Annotated in this window: 18 protein-coding genes and 1 tRNA gene; all 19 read right to left on the bottom strand. The window is 41.4% G+C overall.

Annotation, left to right across the window (positions count from 1 at the left end):
- Nucleotides 1-8: 8 nt before the first annotated feature.
- The gene (locus AC4HAI_RS05515; RefSeq protein ID WP_491110770.1) at nucleotides 9-626 is read right to left on the bottom strand and encodes a CPBP family intramembrane glutamic endopeptidase; all 618 of its coding nucleotides are present in this window, start codon (nucleotides 624-626) and stop codon (nucleotides 9-11) included.
- Nucleotides 626-1,780, bottom strand: coding sequence for an ABC transporter permease (locus AC4HAI_RS05510; RefSeq protein WP_491110744.1), 1,155 nt, complete (start codon nucleotides 1,778-1,780; stop codon nucleotides 626-628). The genes AC4HAI_RS05515 and AC4HAI_RS05510 overlap by 1 nt, the downstream gene beginning before the upstream one ends.
- A complete protein-coding gene (locus tag AC4HAI_RS05505) occupies nucleotides 1,770-2,450 on the bottom strand; it encodes an ABC transporter ATP-binding protein (protein WP_491110743.1) in 681 nt (226 codons plus the stop codon). Before AC4HAI_RS05505 ends, AC4HAI_RS05510 begins: the two co-directional genes overlap by 11 nt.
- A 243-nt stretch (nucleotides 2,451-2,693) precedes the next feature.
- Nucleotides 2,694-3,740 carry an alcohol dehydrogenase catalytic domain-containing protein gene (locus AC4HAI_RS05500; protein WP_491079314.1) on the bottom strand — a complete coding sequence of 349 codons (1,047 nt, stop codon included), beginning with the start codon at nucleotides 3,738-3,740 and terminating at the stop codon, nucleotides 2,694-2,696.
- Nucleotides 3,741-3,833: 93 nt separating this feature from the next.
- Nucleotides 3,834-4,148 carry a thioredoxin gene (gene trxA, locus AC4HAI_RS05495; RefSeq protein ID WP_491079315.1) on the bottom strand — a complete coding sequence of 105 codons (315 nt, stop codon included), beginning with the start codon at nucleotides 4,146-4,148 and terminating at the stop codon, nucleotides 3,834-3,836.
- A gap of 156 nt (nucleotides 4,149-4,304) precedes the next feature.
- Nucleotides 4,305-4,511 carry a copper chaperone CopZ gene (copZ, locus tag AC4HAI_RS05490; protein WP_491110741.1) on the bottom strand — a complete coding sequence of 69 codons (207 nt, stop codon included), beginning with the start codon at nucleotides 4,509-4,511 and terminating at the stop codon, nucleotides 4,305-4,307.
- A 128-nt stretch (nucleotides 4,512-4,639) separates the two neighbouring features.
- Nucleotides 4,640-6,877 carry a heavy metal translocating P-type ATPase gene (locus tag AC4HAI_RS05485; protein ID WP_491110740.1) on the bottom strand — a complete coding sequence of 746 codons (2,238 nt, stop codon included), beginning with the start codon at nucleotides 6,875-6,877 and terminating at the stop codon, nucleotides 4,640-4,642.
- Between the two features lie 16 nt (nucleotides 6,878-6,893).
- Nucleotides 6,894-7,310, bottom strand: a complete 417-nt coding sequence (locus tag AC4HAI_RS05480) for a CopY/TcrY family copper transport repressor (protein ID WP_491079318.1) — start codon at nucleotides 7,308-7,310, stop codon at nucleotides 6,894-6,896.
- A gap of 165 nt (nucleotides 7,311-7,475) precedes the next feature.
- A complete protein-coding gene (gene rbfA / locus AC4HAI_RS05475) occupies nucleotides 7,476-7,829 on the bottom strand; it encodes a 30S ribosome-binding factor RbfA (protein ID WP_491079319.1) in 354 nt (117 codons plus the stop codon).
- 32 nt (nucleotides 7,830-7,861) lie between these two features.
- Nucleotides 7,862-10,549 carry a translation initiation factor IF-2 gene (infB, locus tag AC4HAI_RS05470; RefSeq protein WP_491079320.1) on the bottom strand — a complete coding sequence of 896 codons (2,688 nt, stop codon included), beginning with the start codon at nucleotides 10,547-10,549 and terminating at the stop codon, nucleotides 7,862-7,864.
- An 18-nt stretch (nucleotides 10,550-10,567) separates the two neighbouring features.
- Entirely contained in the window at nucleotides 10,568-10,870 is a 303-nt protein-coding gene (locus AC4HAI_RS05465; RefSeq protein ID WP_491079321.1) for a YlxQ-related RNA-binding protein, read from the bottom strand.
- Complete coding sequence (gene rnpM / locus AC4HAI_RS05460) at nucleotides 10,863-11,159, bottom strand: RNase P modulator RnpM (protein ID WP_491079322.1); 297 nt, start codon at nucleotides 11,157-11,159, stop codon at nucleotides 10,863-10,865. The genes AC4HAI_RS05465 and rnpM overlap by 8 nt, the downstream gene beginning before the upstream one ends.
- Before the next feature lie 22 nt (nucleotides 11,160-11,181).
- Nucleotides 11,182-12,366, bottom strand: a complete 1,185-nt coding sequence (gene nusA, locus AC4HAI_RS05455) for a transcription termination factor NusA (protein ID WP_491110738.1) — start codon at nucleotides 12,364-12,366, stop codon at nucleotides 11,182-11,184.
- Between the two features lie 99 nt (nucleotides 12,367-12,465).
- Nucleotides 12,466-12,948 (bottom strand): ribosome maturation factor RimP, encoded by a 483-nt coding sequence (gene rimP, locus AC4HAI_RS05450; protein WP_491079376.1) that lies wholly within the window; start codon nucleotides 12,946-12,948, stop codon nucleotides 12,466-12,468.
- Nucleotides 12,949-13,169: 221 nt separating this feature from the next.
- Nucleotides 13,170-13,256: transfer RNA gene (locus AC4HAI_RS05445), tRNA-Ser, on the bottom strand.
- Nucleotides 13,257-13,292: 36 nt separating this feature from the next.
- Nucleotides 13,293-13,931 (bottom strand): tRNA (guanosine(46)-N7)-methyltransferase TrmB, encoded by a 639-nt coding sequence (trmB, locus tag AC4HAI_RS05440; protein ID WP_491110737.1) that lies wholly within the window; start codon nucleotides 13,929-13,931, stop codon nucleotides 13,293-13,295.
- A complete protein-coding gene (ccrZ, locus tag AC4HAI_RS05435; RefSeq protein ID WP_491079325.1) occupies nucleotides 13,928-14,722 on the bottom strand; it encodes a cell cycle regulator CcrZ in 795 nt (264 codons plus the stop codon). Before ccrZ ends, trmB begins: the two co-directional genes overlap by 4 nt.
- A gap of 50 nt (nucleotides 14,723-14,772) precedes the next feature.
- The gene (locus AC4HAI_RS05430; RefSeq protein ID WP_491110735.1) at nucleotides 14,773-15,828 is read right to left on the bottom strand and encodes an ABC transporter permease; all 1,056 of its coding nucleotides are present in this window, start codon (nucleotides 15,826-15,828) and stop codon (nucleotides 14,773-14,775) included.
- A gap of 2 nt (nucleotides 15,829-15,830) precedes the next feature.
- A complete protein-coding gene (locus tag AC4HAI_RS05425; RefSeq protein WP_491110733.1) occupies nucleotides 15,831-16,556 on the bottom strand; it encodes an ABC transporter ATP-binding protein in 726 nt (241 codons plus the stop codon).
- Nucleotides 16,557-16,642: the final 86 nt, after the last annotated feature.

Below are 16,642 nucleotides of genomic sequence, written 5' to 3'. Positions count from 1 at the left end.
TGTCTCCTCTAGGTAAAATCTAATATAATGTTCCATAATGAATGAATAGTTGTCGGTAAAAATATATTATCTGTTTTGTTTCTGATATAATATAGTACTATTCCAATAGGTACTCGATAAATTAAATTATTTAAAATATTTTCTTCCATATGTCCTAAATAGCTGAATATCAAGCTTTGTAGTACACATATAATAACAAAATTGCTCAATAAGTTTTTGAGTATTTCAGGGATTAATAATCTATATACAAATTCTTCTTCCCAAGCAATTAGAAAATTTAGAATGATAAAAAATAATATATAGATGAGCGAAGTGTATTTTGTTGTAAATGTAAAAACAAAAATTGTTATAAAAATTATTTGTAAAATATAATTAATGATTTGTTTAGAACTTATAAATTGTTTTACTTTAACGTTAACTAAACCTATTTTATTTATTGCCCACCACAGTAACACTGCTGTTGCTGCAAAGAGTATTCTTTCTCCGAACATCAGCTTTATCATACCAGCTCTGTCAAAGAAAAGAGCTATTATTGCATCTCCTAACATTAGAGATAAGAGTGGAAAAAAACCTGTCGAAAATAGTAAAATAACAATTTCGTGCCGATAAAAACTATTTCTCCTCATCACCTTAATCCCTCAATAACATTTTTATTTGCTGCAACCATAGCAGGCATAATACTAAATATAATTCCAAAAATACCAGTTACAGATAGAGTTATTAAAATATGATTTAACGCCAGTGATGTAGCAAATCCACCCATATTCATTACGAGAACAAATGCTATAGCTATCACAGTACCTGTTAAGCCACCCACTATAGATAAAAGAGTTCCTTCTATAACATATGATTGATAAATATCAGATTTTTTAGCTCCTAATGCACGACGAATTGCTATTTCTTTACTACGTTCACTTACCGAAGATAACATAGCATTCATAACACCGAAACCAGCTACAAATATAGAAATGCTAGATAGCAGAGCAATAAAATTCAATATAGTAGTTGCTTGATCTTTTGTTTCCTTGTAGACTCTTTTATTATCTGTATATGAATATGTTCCTTCACGACGAAATGTACCATGGCTATCTAAAATAGCCAGTGCTTTATTAATATTTTCTAACTTATTCGTCTCTACAACAAGCTCATCAAAATAATCCTTTCCTCCTAAGAGATATCTCTTAGTATCATTAGAAACTATCAGCGACGGTAACTTTTCGTTAACCGCAGATCCGTAATATATGGACTGAATAGTATAATCTTGACCAGAAATACTGATTTTTTTCCCTAAAAAGTTTTTGGTATTTTCCTTTCGAGTTAAGGACATGAGAGCTTTATCACTAATAGCAACTCCTTTATTTAGATTCTTCAAAGCTTTCCCTTCTAATAAACGGGGTGCATCTAATCCATTTCTACTCAAATCATGCAATGTTCGAAAACTAAGATTCTGCCTACTATCTTTTAAATGCGTTTCAGCATACACTCCATAAGAACTCGAAGAAAGTGTAGCTTTTTTACCGACAGTTTTTTCAACTAACTCCTTATCTTCCTGCGAAAAGCCATCTTTATTTAACATATCTTGTGGGGTAAAAGTTAATGTTACTGTATCTTCCTTTATTTTTAAGTCATCACTCAATGAGGAAGTCGTATAGGAAGAACTGGACAAAATCACTAATACTACAAATGTTGCTACTGCTATGGCTAAAGAAGTTAAAACACTTTGACGTTTATTTCTCTTTAATAGTTTTAAAGTGTCTATCAAAAGTTTTTTAATCTTCATTCGATTTTTCTCCTTTTAATTGCAAGGAACCATTTTTCATTCGATACGTCTTCGTACCATAACTTGCAACAAATTCATCATGTGTTACGATGATAATAGTAGTTCCAGAATTATTTAAATTCTTTAGAATTTGTAATATTTCATTTCTATTTTTTTCATCTAAAGCTCCTGTAGGTTCATCTGCTATAAGAAACTTAGGCTTATGGGCAAGAGCTCTAATCAAAGCAACTCGTTGCTTCTGTCCACCTGATAAACGATTGGGATATTCATCCATTTTATCTTTGATGCCTAAACCTTTAACTAAACTCTCAATAAATTGTTTATCTGGCTGGACCTCAGAATAAAGAAACGATAGTAATATGTTTTCTCTAGCAGTGTATTCGTCAATAAGGTTAAAGTGCTGGAAAACAAAACCAATATCCCTGTTACGGTAGATAGCCTGTTGATCTTCACTCAGTTTGTCGACTCTTTTTCCATCAAATAAATATTCTCCCTTAAAATCTGAGTCAAGTAATCCCAAGATATTTATAAGGGTAGATTTCCCAGAACCCGAAGGTCCCATAATGGATATGAAATCACCTTCTGAAACAGTTAAATTAATTTCTTTTAAAACATTACTTTTTATTTCTCCTTGATCGTAGCTTTTATCAATATTTTTTAACTCTAACATAATAAATTTAGTATACAACAATATTGAGGCTGTACATGCTTATTCCCTAAACAGTTGCTATTTATGCCTAAACAGTTGCTATTTATGCCTAAACAGTTACTTTTATGCCTGAACGGTCGTTTTTTATGCCTGAATGGTTCTTATTCCCTTAATCTTTATGCTATTGAGCCACTCAAAAAGCACCTGAGAAGGCTAACTTCTCAGGTGCTTGATTAGTCCTACCAAAAGAACTGATCATTTTGATTATTCTGCGACAACCAGCATAGACTTAATGGCTTTGCGATCTGCCATATCACGATAGGCTTGGTTGACATCATCTAGAGCGTAGGTATGAGTGAAGACTTTACCTGGGTTGATATTGCCATCAAGAACTTCTTTGAGCAGAATTTGCTTGTCATAGGTTGTAACTGATGCTGATCCACCGGCGATAGAAATGTTTTGGGCAAAGGTAGAGCCGATACGACGATCACCGTAGTGAGGAACGCCGACAGCTCCTATGCGACCGCCGTTATGAAGAACGCCTAGCGCTTGCTCTAAAGCACCTTCGGTACCGACGCACTCAAGGGCAACATCTGCACCACCACCAAGGATTTCACGTACTTTAGCTATTCCGTCTTCACCACGTTCAGCTACAATAGCTGTTGCACCTGATGAAAGGGCCATTTGCTGACGATCCTCGTGGCGACTCATCATAACGATCTGAGAGGCTCCGCGCATCTTAGCAGCAATGACTGCACATTGACCGACAGCGCCATCTCCGATGACGACGACACGGTCACCTGGCTTGACATCTGCTACACGTGCAGCGTGGTAACCGGTTGGCATGACATCGGCTAGGGTCAATAATGACTTGATCATGCCTTCTGAATAATCAGATGGCTGACCAGGTACTTTGATCAAGGCCCAATTAGCATAATGGAAACGAAGGTATTCTGCTTGGAAGCCACCACCCCAGTTGGTTGGAGCTGGGTGGTTATCACAAGTTCCATCGAATCCTTGACGACAAGCATCACACTCCCCACAGCCATGAGTGAAAGGTACGATGACAAAGTCGCCTGGCTTGACGTTGGTGACATCAGGTCCAACTTCATGAACAATACCTAGGGCTTCATGACCACCATTGATAGAGTGTTCTTTGCGATCATCGCCGTGCGAGTAAGACCAGAGGTCTGAGCCGCATACACAGGCACGTACAATCTGGATAATAGCATCATCACTTTCTTTGAGGGTTGGCATTGGCAGATCTTCTACAATCATCTGTCCTGCTTTTTCAAAAATAGCTGTTTTCATCATAAACTCCTTTTATGGTTATCGTGTCGACATTATACCATATTTTTTATATTTTTCTGCGCAGCAAAAACGAGGCTTTCAAGCCTCGTTTGCTTAACCAATTTCAGCAAGAATTGATTTGATTTGATCTTTAGTGTGGACACCTGCCACTTGCTTAACCACTTGACCGTCTTTTTTGAAGAGAAGGGTTGGGATAGACATAATGCCGAATTGGCGGGCTGTCTCAGGATTGGCATCAACATCCATCTTGAGTACACGCAATTCACTGTCATCGTATTCGTCAGCTAACTGCTCAACGATTGGGGATTGCATCCGACAAGGACCACACCAGGTTGCCCAAAAATCTACGAGTACGACACCGTCTTGAGTGTCTTGTTCAAATGACTTATCAGTAACTGCTTCAACCATATAAAACTCCTTTTCTATAAGCCAGCAGTGCTGTACATGCACTGCATTTTTTTATCTTGTAGAGATATTCTAACGTAAAAGAGGGGGCTTGCCAAATATTTGCTACGCATAATTCCTAAAGTAGCCTAAGACGATCAAACCCTGATTTGAGGAGGCTTAGGAAATCTCTTCACTAAGCTCATACTTTGTTTCTTTGAGTGCACGCTTGAGCGACCATTTCCATGGTTTGCCTTCAATCGTCACTTGATTTTTTTCAAGGTCAACAGTCGCTGATTGGACTCCTTTGACCGCTGAGAGTTTTTCTGTGACTGTTTTAGCACAGCCGTCGCATTTCATACCCTTGACGTTATAAACTTTAGACATTGCAATTCTCCTTTTTATTCATACTAGTTTACAAGAAGTCCAGACCTCAGCCTTGTCCTATATATCTCCAAATAGTGCCATAACTGGGCATAAAACTTATTGGCTAGACTAACTTGCTTTTATTTTGGTTACAGTTTTTTATATTTGAGTCGTAAACTATTAAGGACGACTGAAACCGAACTAAAGCTCATTGCTAAACCGGCTATCATAGGGTCTAGTAGGGGACCGCCAAATAGGTGAAGGACTCCCATAGCTACTGGAATGGCTAGGACATTGTAGATAAAAGCCCAAAAAAGATTTTCCTTAATGGTTTTAATAGTATGGGTGCTAACCTCAAGAGCTCTAGGGACATCTGTCATATCAGGCTTCATCATGACTAGATCTGCTGATTCAATGGCAATATCACTGCCTGCACCCATTGCAATACCAAGATCTGCTGTAGCTAGAGCCGGAGCGTCATTGATGCCATCGCCAACCATGGCAACAATTTTACCATCTGCTTTTAAGTCGCTGATAGCTTGGGCTTTTTGATCAGGAAGTACCTGACTGATCACTTGATCAATGCCTGCCTTTTCAGCAATAGCTTTAGCGGTCTTTTCGTGGTCTCCTGTCAGCATGACCACAGTTAGTCCTTGCTCTTTGAGTTGTTTAACTGTCTCCAAACTGTCCGGCTTAAGCTGATCAGCAACACCTAGTAAGCCTAGTAACTGGCTATTACGTGCTATATAGATCGGGGTCTGACCAGACTGGGTGAGATGGTCCAAGTCTGTAAGAGAGTTATCCAAACTGATCCCCTCTTTGTCCATGAGGGCTTTATTTCCTACCCATAGCCAGTCATTCTCTATCTGGGCTTTCAGGCCAAAGCCTGCTAAATTTTCAAACTGTTCAACTGGTTTGAGCGCCAATTTAGCCTCTTTGGCCGCTTGAACAATCGCTTGGCTAATAGGGTGACTGGAGTCAGCTTCTAAGCTAGCTGCTAAAGCCAAGAGCTCTGTATCATCTAGGGTGGAGCTATAATTATAAGTAGCTACTAGAGATGGCTTCCCTTGAGTGAGGGTACCTGTCTTATCAAAGACAATGGTTTCTATCTTATGAGCTAGCTCCAGACTATCACCAGATTTAAAGAGAATTCCATGCTCAGCGGCTAGGCCAGTCCCTACCATAATAGCTGTTGGAGTCGCAAGTCCAAGAGCACATGGGCAGGCAATAACTAAAACGCTAACCGCTACAGTCAGTGCAAAGGTGAAGGATTCCCCACCGATAAAGAACCAGAGTAAGCCTGTGACTAAAGCTATGGTCATCACGATAGGTACAAAGATCCCTGACACTTGGTCTGCCAAGCGGGCAATGGGGGCTTTAGTCTCTTGAGCATCTTCAACTAGCTTGATGATTTGCGATAAAAGGGTATCCTTGCCCAGCTTATCCGCTCGAATATCTAGGCTTCCCTGGGCATTGATGGAACCACCATAGACCTGATCATCAACAGTTTTTTCAACTGGAATGGATTCTCCTGTCAGCATGGATTCATCCACTGATGACTGTCCAGAAAGGATCTGGCCATCTACTGGGATTTTCTCTCCAGGTTTAACACGGACAGTGTCCCCCAAGGCCACTTCTTCGATGGGTAAGGTGATTTCTTGACCGTCACGCAGGACGACAGCTTCTTTAGCTGAGAGATGGAGAAGCTTCTTAATCGCATCGGATGTCCGTCCTCGAGATAGGGTTTCAAAGAACTTACCTAAGGTAATCAGGGTCAAAATCACTGCAACTGACTCAAAATAGAGCTGGTGCACATGATGATGATGCCCCAAGACGACATGATAGGCGCTATAAAGGCTGTAGCCAAAGGCTGCTGTCGTTGCGACAGCAACTAGGCTGTCCATGTTGGGATGTCCCTTAGTTAGAGATTTATAACCTGATCGGTAGAAGTGCCAACCTAGAATCATAACCGGTAAAGTAAGAATCAGCTGACTGGCAACAAAAGCTATTGGGTGGGCGGTATGGTTTAGGAATCCGGGAAGGGGGAGACCGACCATACTCCCCATTGAGATATACAGCAAGGGAAGGGTAAAGATAGCTGACCAGATCAAACGGGTCTTCATACCTGCCAGCCGTTGTAATTCCCGCTCTTCCTGACTCAGATCTTTCGTTTTATCAAAAATATGGGCTCGGTAACCCGAATCGGCAACTGCCTTTTCAATGGTTTCTGTACTGACTTGCGACTGATCATAGTTGACCGCCATCTTTTCCGTCGTCAAATTAACTGCACAGGATTCTACACCAGACAACTTATTGACAGCGCCTTCGACAGTGGCTGCACAGGCTGCACAGACCATGCCATCAATGACAAAGGTATCTTTTACCATAGTGTGTACTCCTTTTCTATTGGTGTTCGTGACAGAGGCATTGTCCCGGTATACAGTCGCACTGAACGGTTTCTTGGGGTACTTTGGTGTTCAGCAACTGTTGGAACTGTTGGAGATCTGCTTGTGTCATGGGGAGATCTGCTAGGATAGTATAGATTAAATCAGCTTGCTTGGTCAGGCATATCTTATCAAGCTCTGCCTTCACACGATTAAGGCTTGCTTCTCTTTCCGATACATCTGTACTGTAAAGATAGCGCCGCCCGTCTCGGCGTGTCTTGACAACACCCTTTTCAACCAAGCGCCCTAACAGGGTCTTAACTGTTGATTCTGTCCAGGCTAGCTTTTGTAAAAGTATCGCCATAATATCCTGACTGCCAATTTCTCCTTGGGTCCAGATCACCCGCATAACTTCCCATTCACTACTAGTAATCATAGCTCCTCCTTTCACTGCTTGACTGTCACAATGACTTCTTATTTACGTTTGTAAATATATTATATTCTTTTGATCTACATTTGTAAATAAAAACTTTTAGTTTTTTTCTTAGTATAAAAATTAAAACCACCAGTTCTGAAAACTGGTGGTTTTAATTGATCCATCTTAGTCTTTGCGCTCAAGTTCTCTCAGCATCTGATCAATCTTATTGCCGTAGGCAATAGATTCGTCCTTGATAAAGGTTAAATCTGGTATCTTATACATTTGGAGATTTTTCCCCAGTTCACGCTTGATGGTCCCTGTCGCTTTTTCAAGACCTTCTTGAGCCTTTTTATTAACCGAGGCTAGATCACTGCGAACAGTATAGTAGACCTTGGCAAGCGATAAATCTCCAAGCATTTGGACATCCGTAATCGTGACATCCTGTACTCGAGGATCACGTACCTTTAGTTGAAGGATTTCATTGACCTCACGCTTGATTTCCATACCGACACGATCAATACGAAATGAATTTGCCATGCAAGGCTCCTTTCTTTAGACTGCCTTGAGTATCAGCGTTTGATTTCTTCCATGATGTAGGCTTCGATAGTATCATCTACCTTAATATCATTGTAGCCATCAATCATGAGACCACCTTCTTGAGCATTACCGATCTCTTTGACATCATCTTTGAAGTGACGCAAGCTGGCTAAATTACCATCATAGATAACAACACCGTCTCTGATCACACGGACGCTTGAGTCGCGGGTGATCTTACCATTTGTGACTAAGAATCCACCAATGGTACCGACTTTTGAAACCTTGAAGGTCTCACGAATAAGCGCTTCTCCAAGAATTTTTTCTTGATATTCTGGATCCAGCATTCCCTTCATAGCATCTTCAATTTCTTCAATAACCTTGTAGATAATGCTGTGGAGACGGATTTCGACTTCATCAGATTCCGCTTGGATACGGGCTTGTGGAGTAGGGCGGACGTTAAAGCCAATGACAATAGCATCAGATGCTTCTGCCAGAGTAATATCTGATTCATTGATAGCACCAACAGCCGAATGGACAATGGTTACCTTAGCTCCTTCAACCTCAATCTTTTGAAGAGAGGTTGCCAAGGCTTCAACAGATCCCTGCACATCAGCCTTGATGATGACATTAACAGACTTAACCTCACTATCCTTAAGGGTGTCAAAGAGGTTGTCCAAGCTGACACGGTGAGTGATTTGACGTTGTTTGAGCAGAGCTCGTTTGGCACGCTCTTCACCAGCTGCACGTGCGGCTTTTTCGTCTTCATAGACAGCAAAGTGGTCACCAGCCATAGGCGCTTCATTTAATCCTGTGATAGAAACTGGTGTAGAAGGTTCTGCTACCTTAACACGACGACCGAGGTCATTGGTCATAGCACGGACACGTCCAAATGTATTCCCAACAACAATAGGATCTTGGACATTCAGTGTTCCTTGTTGTACAAGGAGAGTCGCTACAGCACCCTTTCCTTTATCCAGACGTGCTTCGATTACCGTACCGATGGCACGCACCGTTGGATCAGCCTTGAGTTCCTCAACTTCAGCTACTAAAAGTACCGTTTCTAATAATTCATCAATATTTTTACCAAACTTGGCAGAAATCTCAACGAATTCAGAATCGCCGCCCCAAGCTGTTGAAATGACACCATGTTCAGCCAACTCACCAATGACACGCTCTGGGTTTGCCCCTGGTTTATCAATTTTATTGATCGCAACGATAATAGGCACACCAGCAGCTTTAGAGTGGTTAATGGCTTCGATAGTCTGTGGCATAACACCATCATCAGCTGCCACGATTAAGATCGTAATATCTGTGACAGAGGCACCGCGTGCACGCATACTTGTAAAGGCTGCGTGACCCGGTGTATCTAGGAAGGTGATTTTCTTACCATTTTCTTCAATTTGATAGGCACCGATATGCTGAGTGATTCCTCCAGCCTCACCAGTAGCCACTCGAGAATTACGAAGGGTATCCAGAAGGGTTGTCTTACCATGGTCAACGTGACCCATAATCGTCACGACAGGGGCACGCTCAACCATATTTTCTTCATGGAGGTAGCCTTCGTCTGCGAAGAAACGCTCAATATCCGCATTGTCCACTTCAACTTTTTTCTTAGGATTAATCCCATAATCAACCATCAAGAGTTCGATGGTATCGCCGTCTAGACTTTGATTTTGAGTGGCCATGACTCCCATCATAAAGAGTTTCTTGACGATTTCAGCTGGTTCACGCTTGATACGTTTTGCAATATCTGCAACCGTCATTCCTTCTGTATATTCAAATTCCTTTGGAAGCTCGTGGAATTTACGTTCAGTTACTGGTTTCGTAGCTTCGTTATGGCGATTATTTTTATTTTTCTTATTCTTTTTAGTGTTATTCCAGTTACTATTTCTTTGATTTCTCACTTGGCTTTGATTATTCCACTTTTTATTTCTAGCTTGCTTTGGTCCATCTTCATTCTTATCTGAAAAATCACGAGACTTTTCAGAGCGGTTCCCCTTTTTACGACGATTATCCTTGGCCGGAGCTGGTTGACTTGTAATTGCAGCTGGAGCAGGAGAGGGTGAAGCCACATCGACAGCTGGGTTATCTTTAACTTCTTGCTCAGCCTTTTTCTTGTTATTTTGACGGTTTTCTTGGGCCTTTTTGGCTTCTTGAGCCTTACGCTCTTGCTCCTGACGGAAACGATTTTCGCTTTCACGGGAATACTGCGCATTTTGTTCGGCTTTTAAAGCGGCAGCTCTTGCCTTGAAATCGATACGTGGACCTTGTTGCTGGTTGCGATTTGCTCCTCTTTGATCATTATTTCGCTGACGATTCGCTGGACGGTTATCCTCATGGCGACGCTTGCGGTTTTTACCTTGACCATCACGCTTGTTTTGGTTTTGACGACGTTCCGCTTCGGCTTTGGCTTTGGCTTCACGTTCTGCCTTAAAATTGCGAATTTTTGGTTTAGAGGGAGCTTGCGCACTTGTTGCATTAGAACTTGAAACCTCTTTTTGAGGTTCCACAGTCTTGGCTTTTTGTGGAGCTACTTCTGTTTTAGCTTGAGGAGCTGGTGCTTTTTGTGAAAAGCTATCCGTCAAACGTTTTGCGTCCGCTTCCTCAAGGCTAGATGCATGGCTCTTGACAGCCAAGCCCAGACTCTTAGCCTGTTCAACAACTTCTTTACTTGGTTTGCCGACTTCTTTGGCAATTTCATACAATCTTTTTTTAGACAAATCTTGTCCTCCTATCCTTTAATCCATAAGAGTCCTCATTTTCTTTGCAAATCCAGTGTCCGTCACAGCCAAGACCTTACGGGCTCGACCAATGGCGCCACTTAATTCCAGTGTTGTAAACACTGTGGAGACTTCTATATCATAATAGTGACATTTATCAGTTATTTTTTTTGTCAGGTTAGAAGCGGCATCATCAGCTAGAAAGACTAGCTTGGCTTTATGGGTTTGCACAGCCTTTAGTACAAAGTCTTCACCAGATGTTACTGCTCCTGCTCGTTGAGCGATACCTAATAAATTGGATAATTTTTCATGATTATTCAAGACCGAGCTCTCTTCTTTTTAGCTTATGATCAACATAAGCAATCAATTCATCATAAAAATCCTCTGGGACGTCCATGGAAAAGCTATGATTAAAGACACGCTTTTTCTTAGCTAGCTGGGCTTCTTCATTATCCAATTTGATGTAGGCGCCTCGCCCATTTTTTTTACCAGTCGGATCGATAAATATCTCCCCGTCTTTATTTTTAACAATGCGAAGTAAGTCCCGCTTGTCGATCAATTCACCTGATACAACTGATTTTCTCAAAGGTATTTTTCTTGTTTTAGCCATCAAACACCTTCCTTTATTAGGGTTACTCTTGGTCGTCAGTTTCAGCTGCCACATCTGAGGCATTTGCTGTTTCGACGATGGTTTCTTCAGCTTCGGCGATGGTTTCTTTTTCTAGCTCTTCTTCCATTGCTTCATACTCGCTAGCTGACTTAATGTCAATGCGATAGCCAGTCAGATGAGCAGCCAGTCGGACGTTTTGTCCACGACGTCCGATAGCTAGTGATAACTTACTATCAGGCACGACGACTGTCGCATGCTTACTGTTTTCATCATCAAAGATCACATAATCCACTTCGGCAGGCGCAATAGCATTATAGATGAATTCTGCTGGATCTTCTACCCATTGGATAACGTCGATATTTTCTTCGACTGGAATCTCAAGACCCGTTCTACTGTCTATACGCATAGGGTGGAACTTGCTCACAACTTTCTTGATATTAGCCCCGCCACGACCGACAATCGTACCAATGGCATCTACATTAGGATTATGACTGCGAACAGCTACCTTGGTCCGATCGCCTGCTTCACGAGAGACACTCATGATCTCGACAGTACCATCGAAAACTTCAGGGATTTCTTGCTCCATGATGCGTTTGATGAATTGAGGATGGCTGCGGCTCACGAATACATTGACACCTCTAGGGTTATTTTCCACCTTGTAGACATAAACTTCGATACGGTCATGTGATTTAAAGGATTCACCTGGAATTTGATCCTGATGAGATAACTGGGCTTCGATGGAGCCAAGATTGACGTAGATGAAGCGCTGGTCAAAACGCTCAACCGTACCTGTCATGATCTCGCCTTCATGCTCTTTGTACTCGTTATAAGTAACTTCACGCATCTGACGGCGCATTTTTTCCATGATTGTTTGTTTAGCTGATTGGGCCGCTACACGACCAAACTCTTTTACTGGCTCCTCGAAGCGAATCTTGTCTCCAAGTTCATAAGCAGAGCTGATTTTCAAAGCTTCTGATAGGCTGATTTCAAGACGGCTGTCAAATACCTCTTCAACAACTTCTCGTACACTGTAAACTTGAAAGTCCCCAGTGTTTTCATTAAATTCCACTTCACAGCTTTCTGATTGGCCATAGCGACGCTTATAAGCTGATTTCAGGGATTCTGTTACAGCATCGATGATGTCATTTTTATCAATGTGTTTCTCTTCTTCCAAAATGCGGAAGGCTTCTAGCATTTCTTTGCTCATAGTGATTTTTTCTTTCCTTAAAGGAAAGCCTTGTGTCCTTTCTAATTCTTAGACTTACTGAGAGGTTAGGTCCTTTCAGATACCACATTCATGTCAACGCTACAGCTTGACTGCCATACGTGCCTTGGCAACGGTCTGATAGGGAATCTCAACTGTTTTTTGTCTTGTTTTATCTTTATAGCTAAGGGTCAACGTTTCACCGTCAAAGGCAAGCAAGTCTCCCTCAAAGGTTTTTACCTTGTCAATCGCCTTGTAAAGACTGACATTGATATAAGAACCAACAGCCGCTTCTAAACTTTCAGCTGTCTTGAGTGGACGTTCTAAGCCAGGGCTCGAAATTTCTAGCATGTACTGATCTGGAAAAGGGTCTGGATCGATAGTGTCCAGAAGGGGACTAATAATGTCTGTCAACTCTGCTGTATCTTCTACCGTAATTCCTCCAGGCTTGTCGACTAAAATTGAGAGCACATAATCTCCCCCTAATTTCTCATAGACAAGGTCGACTAATTCAAAGGGTTCAGGAATAACAGGAGCGACTACATCTGTAACAATATCTGGAATCGAATGACTACTGATAATAATTACCTCAACTTCCTAGTTCTTATAAGAAAACAAGTTGCATACACATTAAGAGGCGAAGTTACCACTTCGCCTCCTTTTCGATATGTCTTACTCTTTAGATAGTATAGCAAAAAGTATCAGGATATGCAAGAAAGATTGTCAATAACCATCATTACGCTTATCCTTGACGTTATTTGTCTAGCATTTTGGATTCATGCTCAACACTTGTATCAAAAAAGATAAGGAGAGGAGGGGATTCGAACCCCCGAGCCCCGTTAAGGACTACACGCTTTCCAAGCGTGCGCACTCGGCCACTATGCGACCTCTCCATATTTGAGGGCAGGGACATCCCTTACCCAAAATTATTATTGAAATTTGGCTTCGACTCGGTAAATAACCTGACCCTTGTCTGAGAACTTTTTCTCATATTCTGTCATGATATTGCCTTGGTAGTCGCTAGCGTGCAAGTCTAACCAGACCTGTTTCAAAATCATACCATATTGTGAGAAACTTGCCAAGCTATATTCAAATAAACCTCTGTTATCCGTTTTAAAATGAATCTCTCCCCCTTCTGGTAAAATCTGCTTGTAGGTATCCAGAAAGGTTTTGTAGGTCAAGCGACGCTTAGCGTGTTTTTTCTTAGGCCAAGGATCTGAGAAATTAAGATAGAGCAGATCTATCTCATGATTGTCAAAATAATTGGTCAGGCTTGAGCCATCGACTCGCAAAAGACGAATATTGTCCAAATCACTTTCAAGGACCTTATCTAGAGCATAGCTGAGCACTGATAACTGAATATCAATACCGATATAGTTAATTTCTGGATGAGCTGCTGCCATACCAGTGATAAAGGCTCCCTTGCCTGATCCAACTTCGATATGAATTGGGTTTGTATTGCCGAAAATCTCATGCCACTTGCCTTTAATGTCCTCTGGATTATCAATTACGATATGGCTGTTAGTGGCAAGATACTCTTCAGCTCCTTTGCGCTTTCGTACCCTCATTGACTTTCACCAACCATCTCACGGAACTTGCGCAGATCATAAATCTCTTGATTAACATGTTCCATATCATTCTCATCATAACATTTGAGGACTTGCATGAGAAAGGATAGCTGGCCATACCAAGCTATCTTGCTCATGACTAGATCATTTTTCTTATAGCCATAGTAGCTGAGCCATTCGTTCCAATGAGCATGAGGGATATAGTGGCTCAGAATATAGGCCACATCATACATGCGATCGGTCAATCTGACAGAGTCCCAATCAACCAAGTAAATGACACCTGTTGTCGTAATGACCCAGTTGCTATGTCGCAGGTCTCCATGCACAATAGTCGCTTTGTCTCGGTCAAACTCTGGAAGATGAGTACGCAGATCATGAATGATAAATTGGATAAAAGAGTTAGCTCTAAGCTGCTCAGGAGCATTGTTTTCCCAATCAGCTAGCAGATCTATAGGCTTTTCCACACGATAATTGAGCTGAGATAATTGATTGACCAAGGGGCGTGAGCGGTGCATGCGCAGAAGGATATTAATAATCTGCTTACTGCTCATATCCTGCTTATTGAGAATACGGCCATTCAACCACTCTTGCGCACTCATCACATCACCATTTGCCATGCGTTTGGCCCATAAGAGCTGAGGAGCAATCTGCTCTTTTGCCAGAGCAGCAAGAATCGGAGTGGTATTCATTTTAACAAATACACGATTACCATTAGGATAGGTCCCTACATAGGCTTTTCCACTCTTTCCCCTTAAAGGTTTTAGGGTCAAATCTGATTCGTTGTTAGACACAGTAGCTCCTTTCTGGTATTTTCACTGATTGTTTTACTATTTTACTTGTTTTATGATAGCTCGTCAATGACCTTCTTTAGTTTATAAGGCAAGTAGACCTCAACTAAGAGAATACCAACTCCTAGTAACACGAGCAGGGCTTGCCAAGAGAAAGCAAAAAGTAGTAGACAGATCATCTCTAAGATCAAAACAGTGTAGAGAACACTACGTAGGACCTGTTTAAATTGCTTTTTTTTGTACTTGGTACCAACGGGAAATAGCTCGGTCGTATACTGATAATCGTAATGCTGATAAAGGCTCAGAAGCTGAAAGAGCAGTAAAAAATCAAACAAAACAGCCAACTCCGCTGCAATTAAAGGAGAAGCAACAAGCATTATGGCCAACAAACTTAGGATTAGCAAACGTAAGCTCAGGCCAAAATAGTCACCACTGCGCAGATAAGCTCGTAAGAACAAATGCCTCCATAGGGTGGTTCTTGTCTTTGGAATGGGGTTAAGTAAGGGATCCAGATAAGCCCTGCGCTTTATCTTGGTTGAAATCCCCTTTACTGTTGTAAAAAGGGCAAAAAATTTTAAAATAGACTGCTTGCGGCTATTTTCTAAATTTATCGCCTCTTCCCATTGCAAGTGATTGTCTGAAACCAGACGTCTCCCTTTGAAGTGAATAACGAGAGCCTTCAAGACCAGCATGAGCACAAGGCAAAGCATAAATTCAAACTTAGTCAATCCAAGGACTAAAAAGACTGGCATCAAGACAAGATAAACGAGAAAAATCAGACTTCCCCAGATTAGAAAGGCCCGTCTTTTCGCTGATCTGACCTGTTCTAATATCTGCGCTTCCTTGCTTAAGATAAAGACCTGATCAGCCGGTTCCAAATAAGTAGCAATCCGACCCAGCCAAAGCAGGGTCAGACTAATGGCTACCAAACATAGATATACAGGGACATGACTGGTTGGAAAATGAGACAAGAGCTGCTGGTACTGAACCAGCAAAAAACCCAAAAATATCAGCAGTACCAGTGTAAAATGGTCATTAAAGACATAGCGGAGATACTTTAGACATTGCTGATGAAATTCAAAACGTCTTTGTGCAAATAATTCTTTCATCACTAGACCTCTTTAGTCAATGCCATATAAATATCATTCAAACTGGCGCTAGCTTGTCCAAAATCGTCTCTCAAATCTGCTAGGCTTCCCTGTGCTCTGACTTTTCCTTGGTGCAGGATCACAAAGCTATCACACATCCGTTCTGCTGCATCTAGGACATGTGTTGACATCAAGATTGCTGTTCCTTTTTGTTTGGCTTGATCAAGTAAATGTGTCAAATCATTGATCGCAATAGGATCGAGTCCCAAGAAAGGCTCATCTACAATCAATAATCTAGGGTTCACAATCAAGGCACAGATAATCATCACCTTTTGCTTCATTCCTTTGGAAAAATTCACTGGATACCACTCCAGTTTATCCGCTAGACGAAAGGTCTCCAAGAGGCCTTGGGCTCTTTGCATGGCCTGCTCGATAGGTATATCGTAAGACATAGCGACTACCTCTAGATGCTCCTTAAGTGTCAATTCTTCGTATAGACTTGGCGTTTCTGGGATATAGCCTATCTTCTTACGGTAAGCTTCACTATCTTGGTCTAGGGTGAGCTCATCAATAGAAATATGGCCTTGATAAGGTCTCAAGAGGCCAATAATCTCCTTAATGGTTGTTGACTTACCTGCACCATTTAATCCGATGAGTCCAACTAGCTGTCCATCTGGAACGGTGAAGGTAACCTCTTTTAAGACAGGCAGATTGCGGTAACCACCTGTCATCTTGTCTATTTTTAGCATATCATTCTCTCTAAAATTTGATATAATCATTATAACAAAAATCTTAAAGAGATGGCCATTGTAACTAGTCTAGCTCTGTGCTATGC

Source organism: Streptococcus sp. ALY_208, assembly GCF_058314295.1.
The sequence above is the reverse complement of the archived record's forward strand: the minus strand, read 5'-3'. Positions and strand labels throughout refer to the sequence as shown.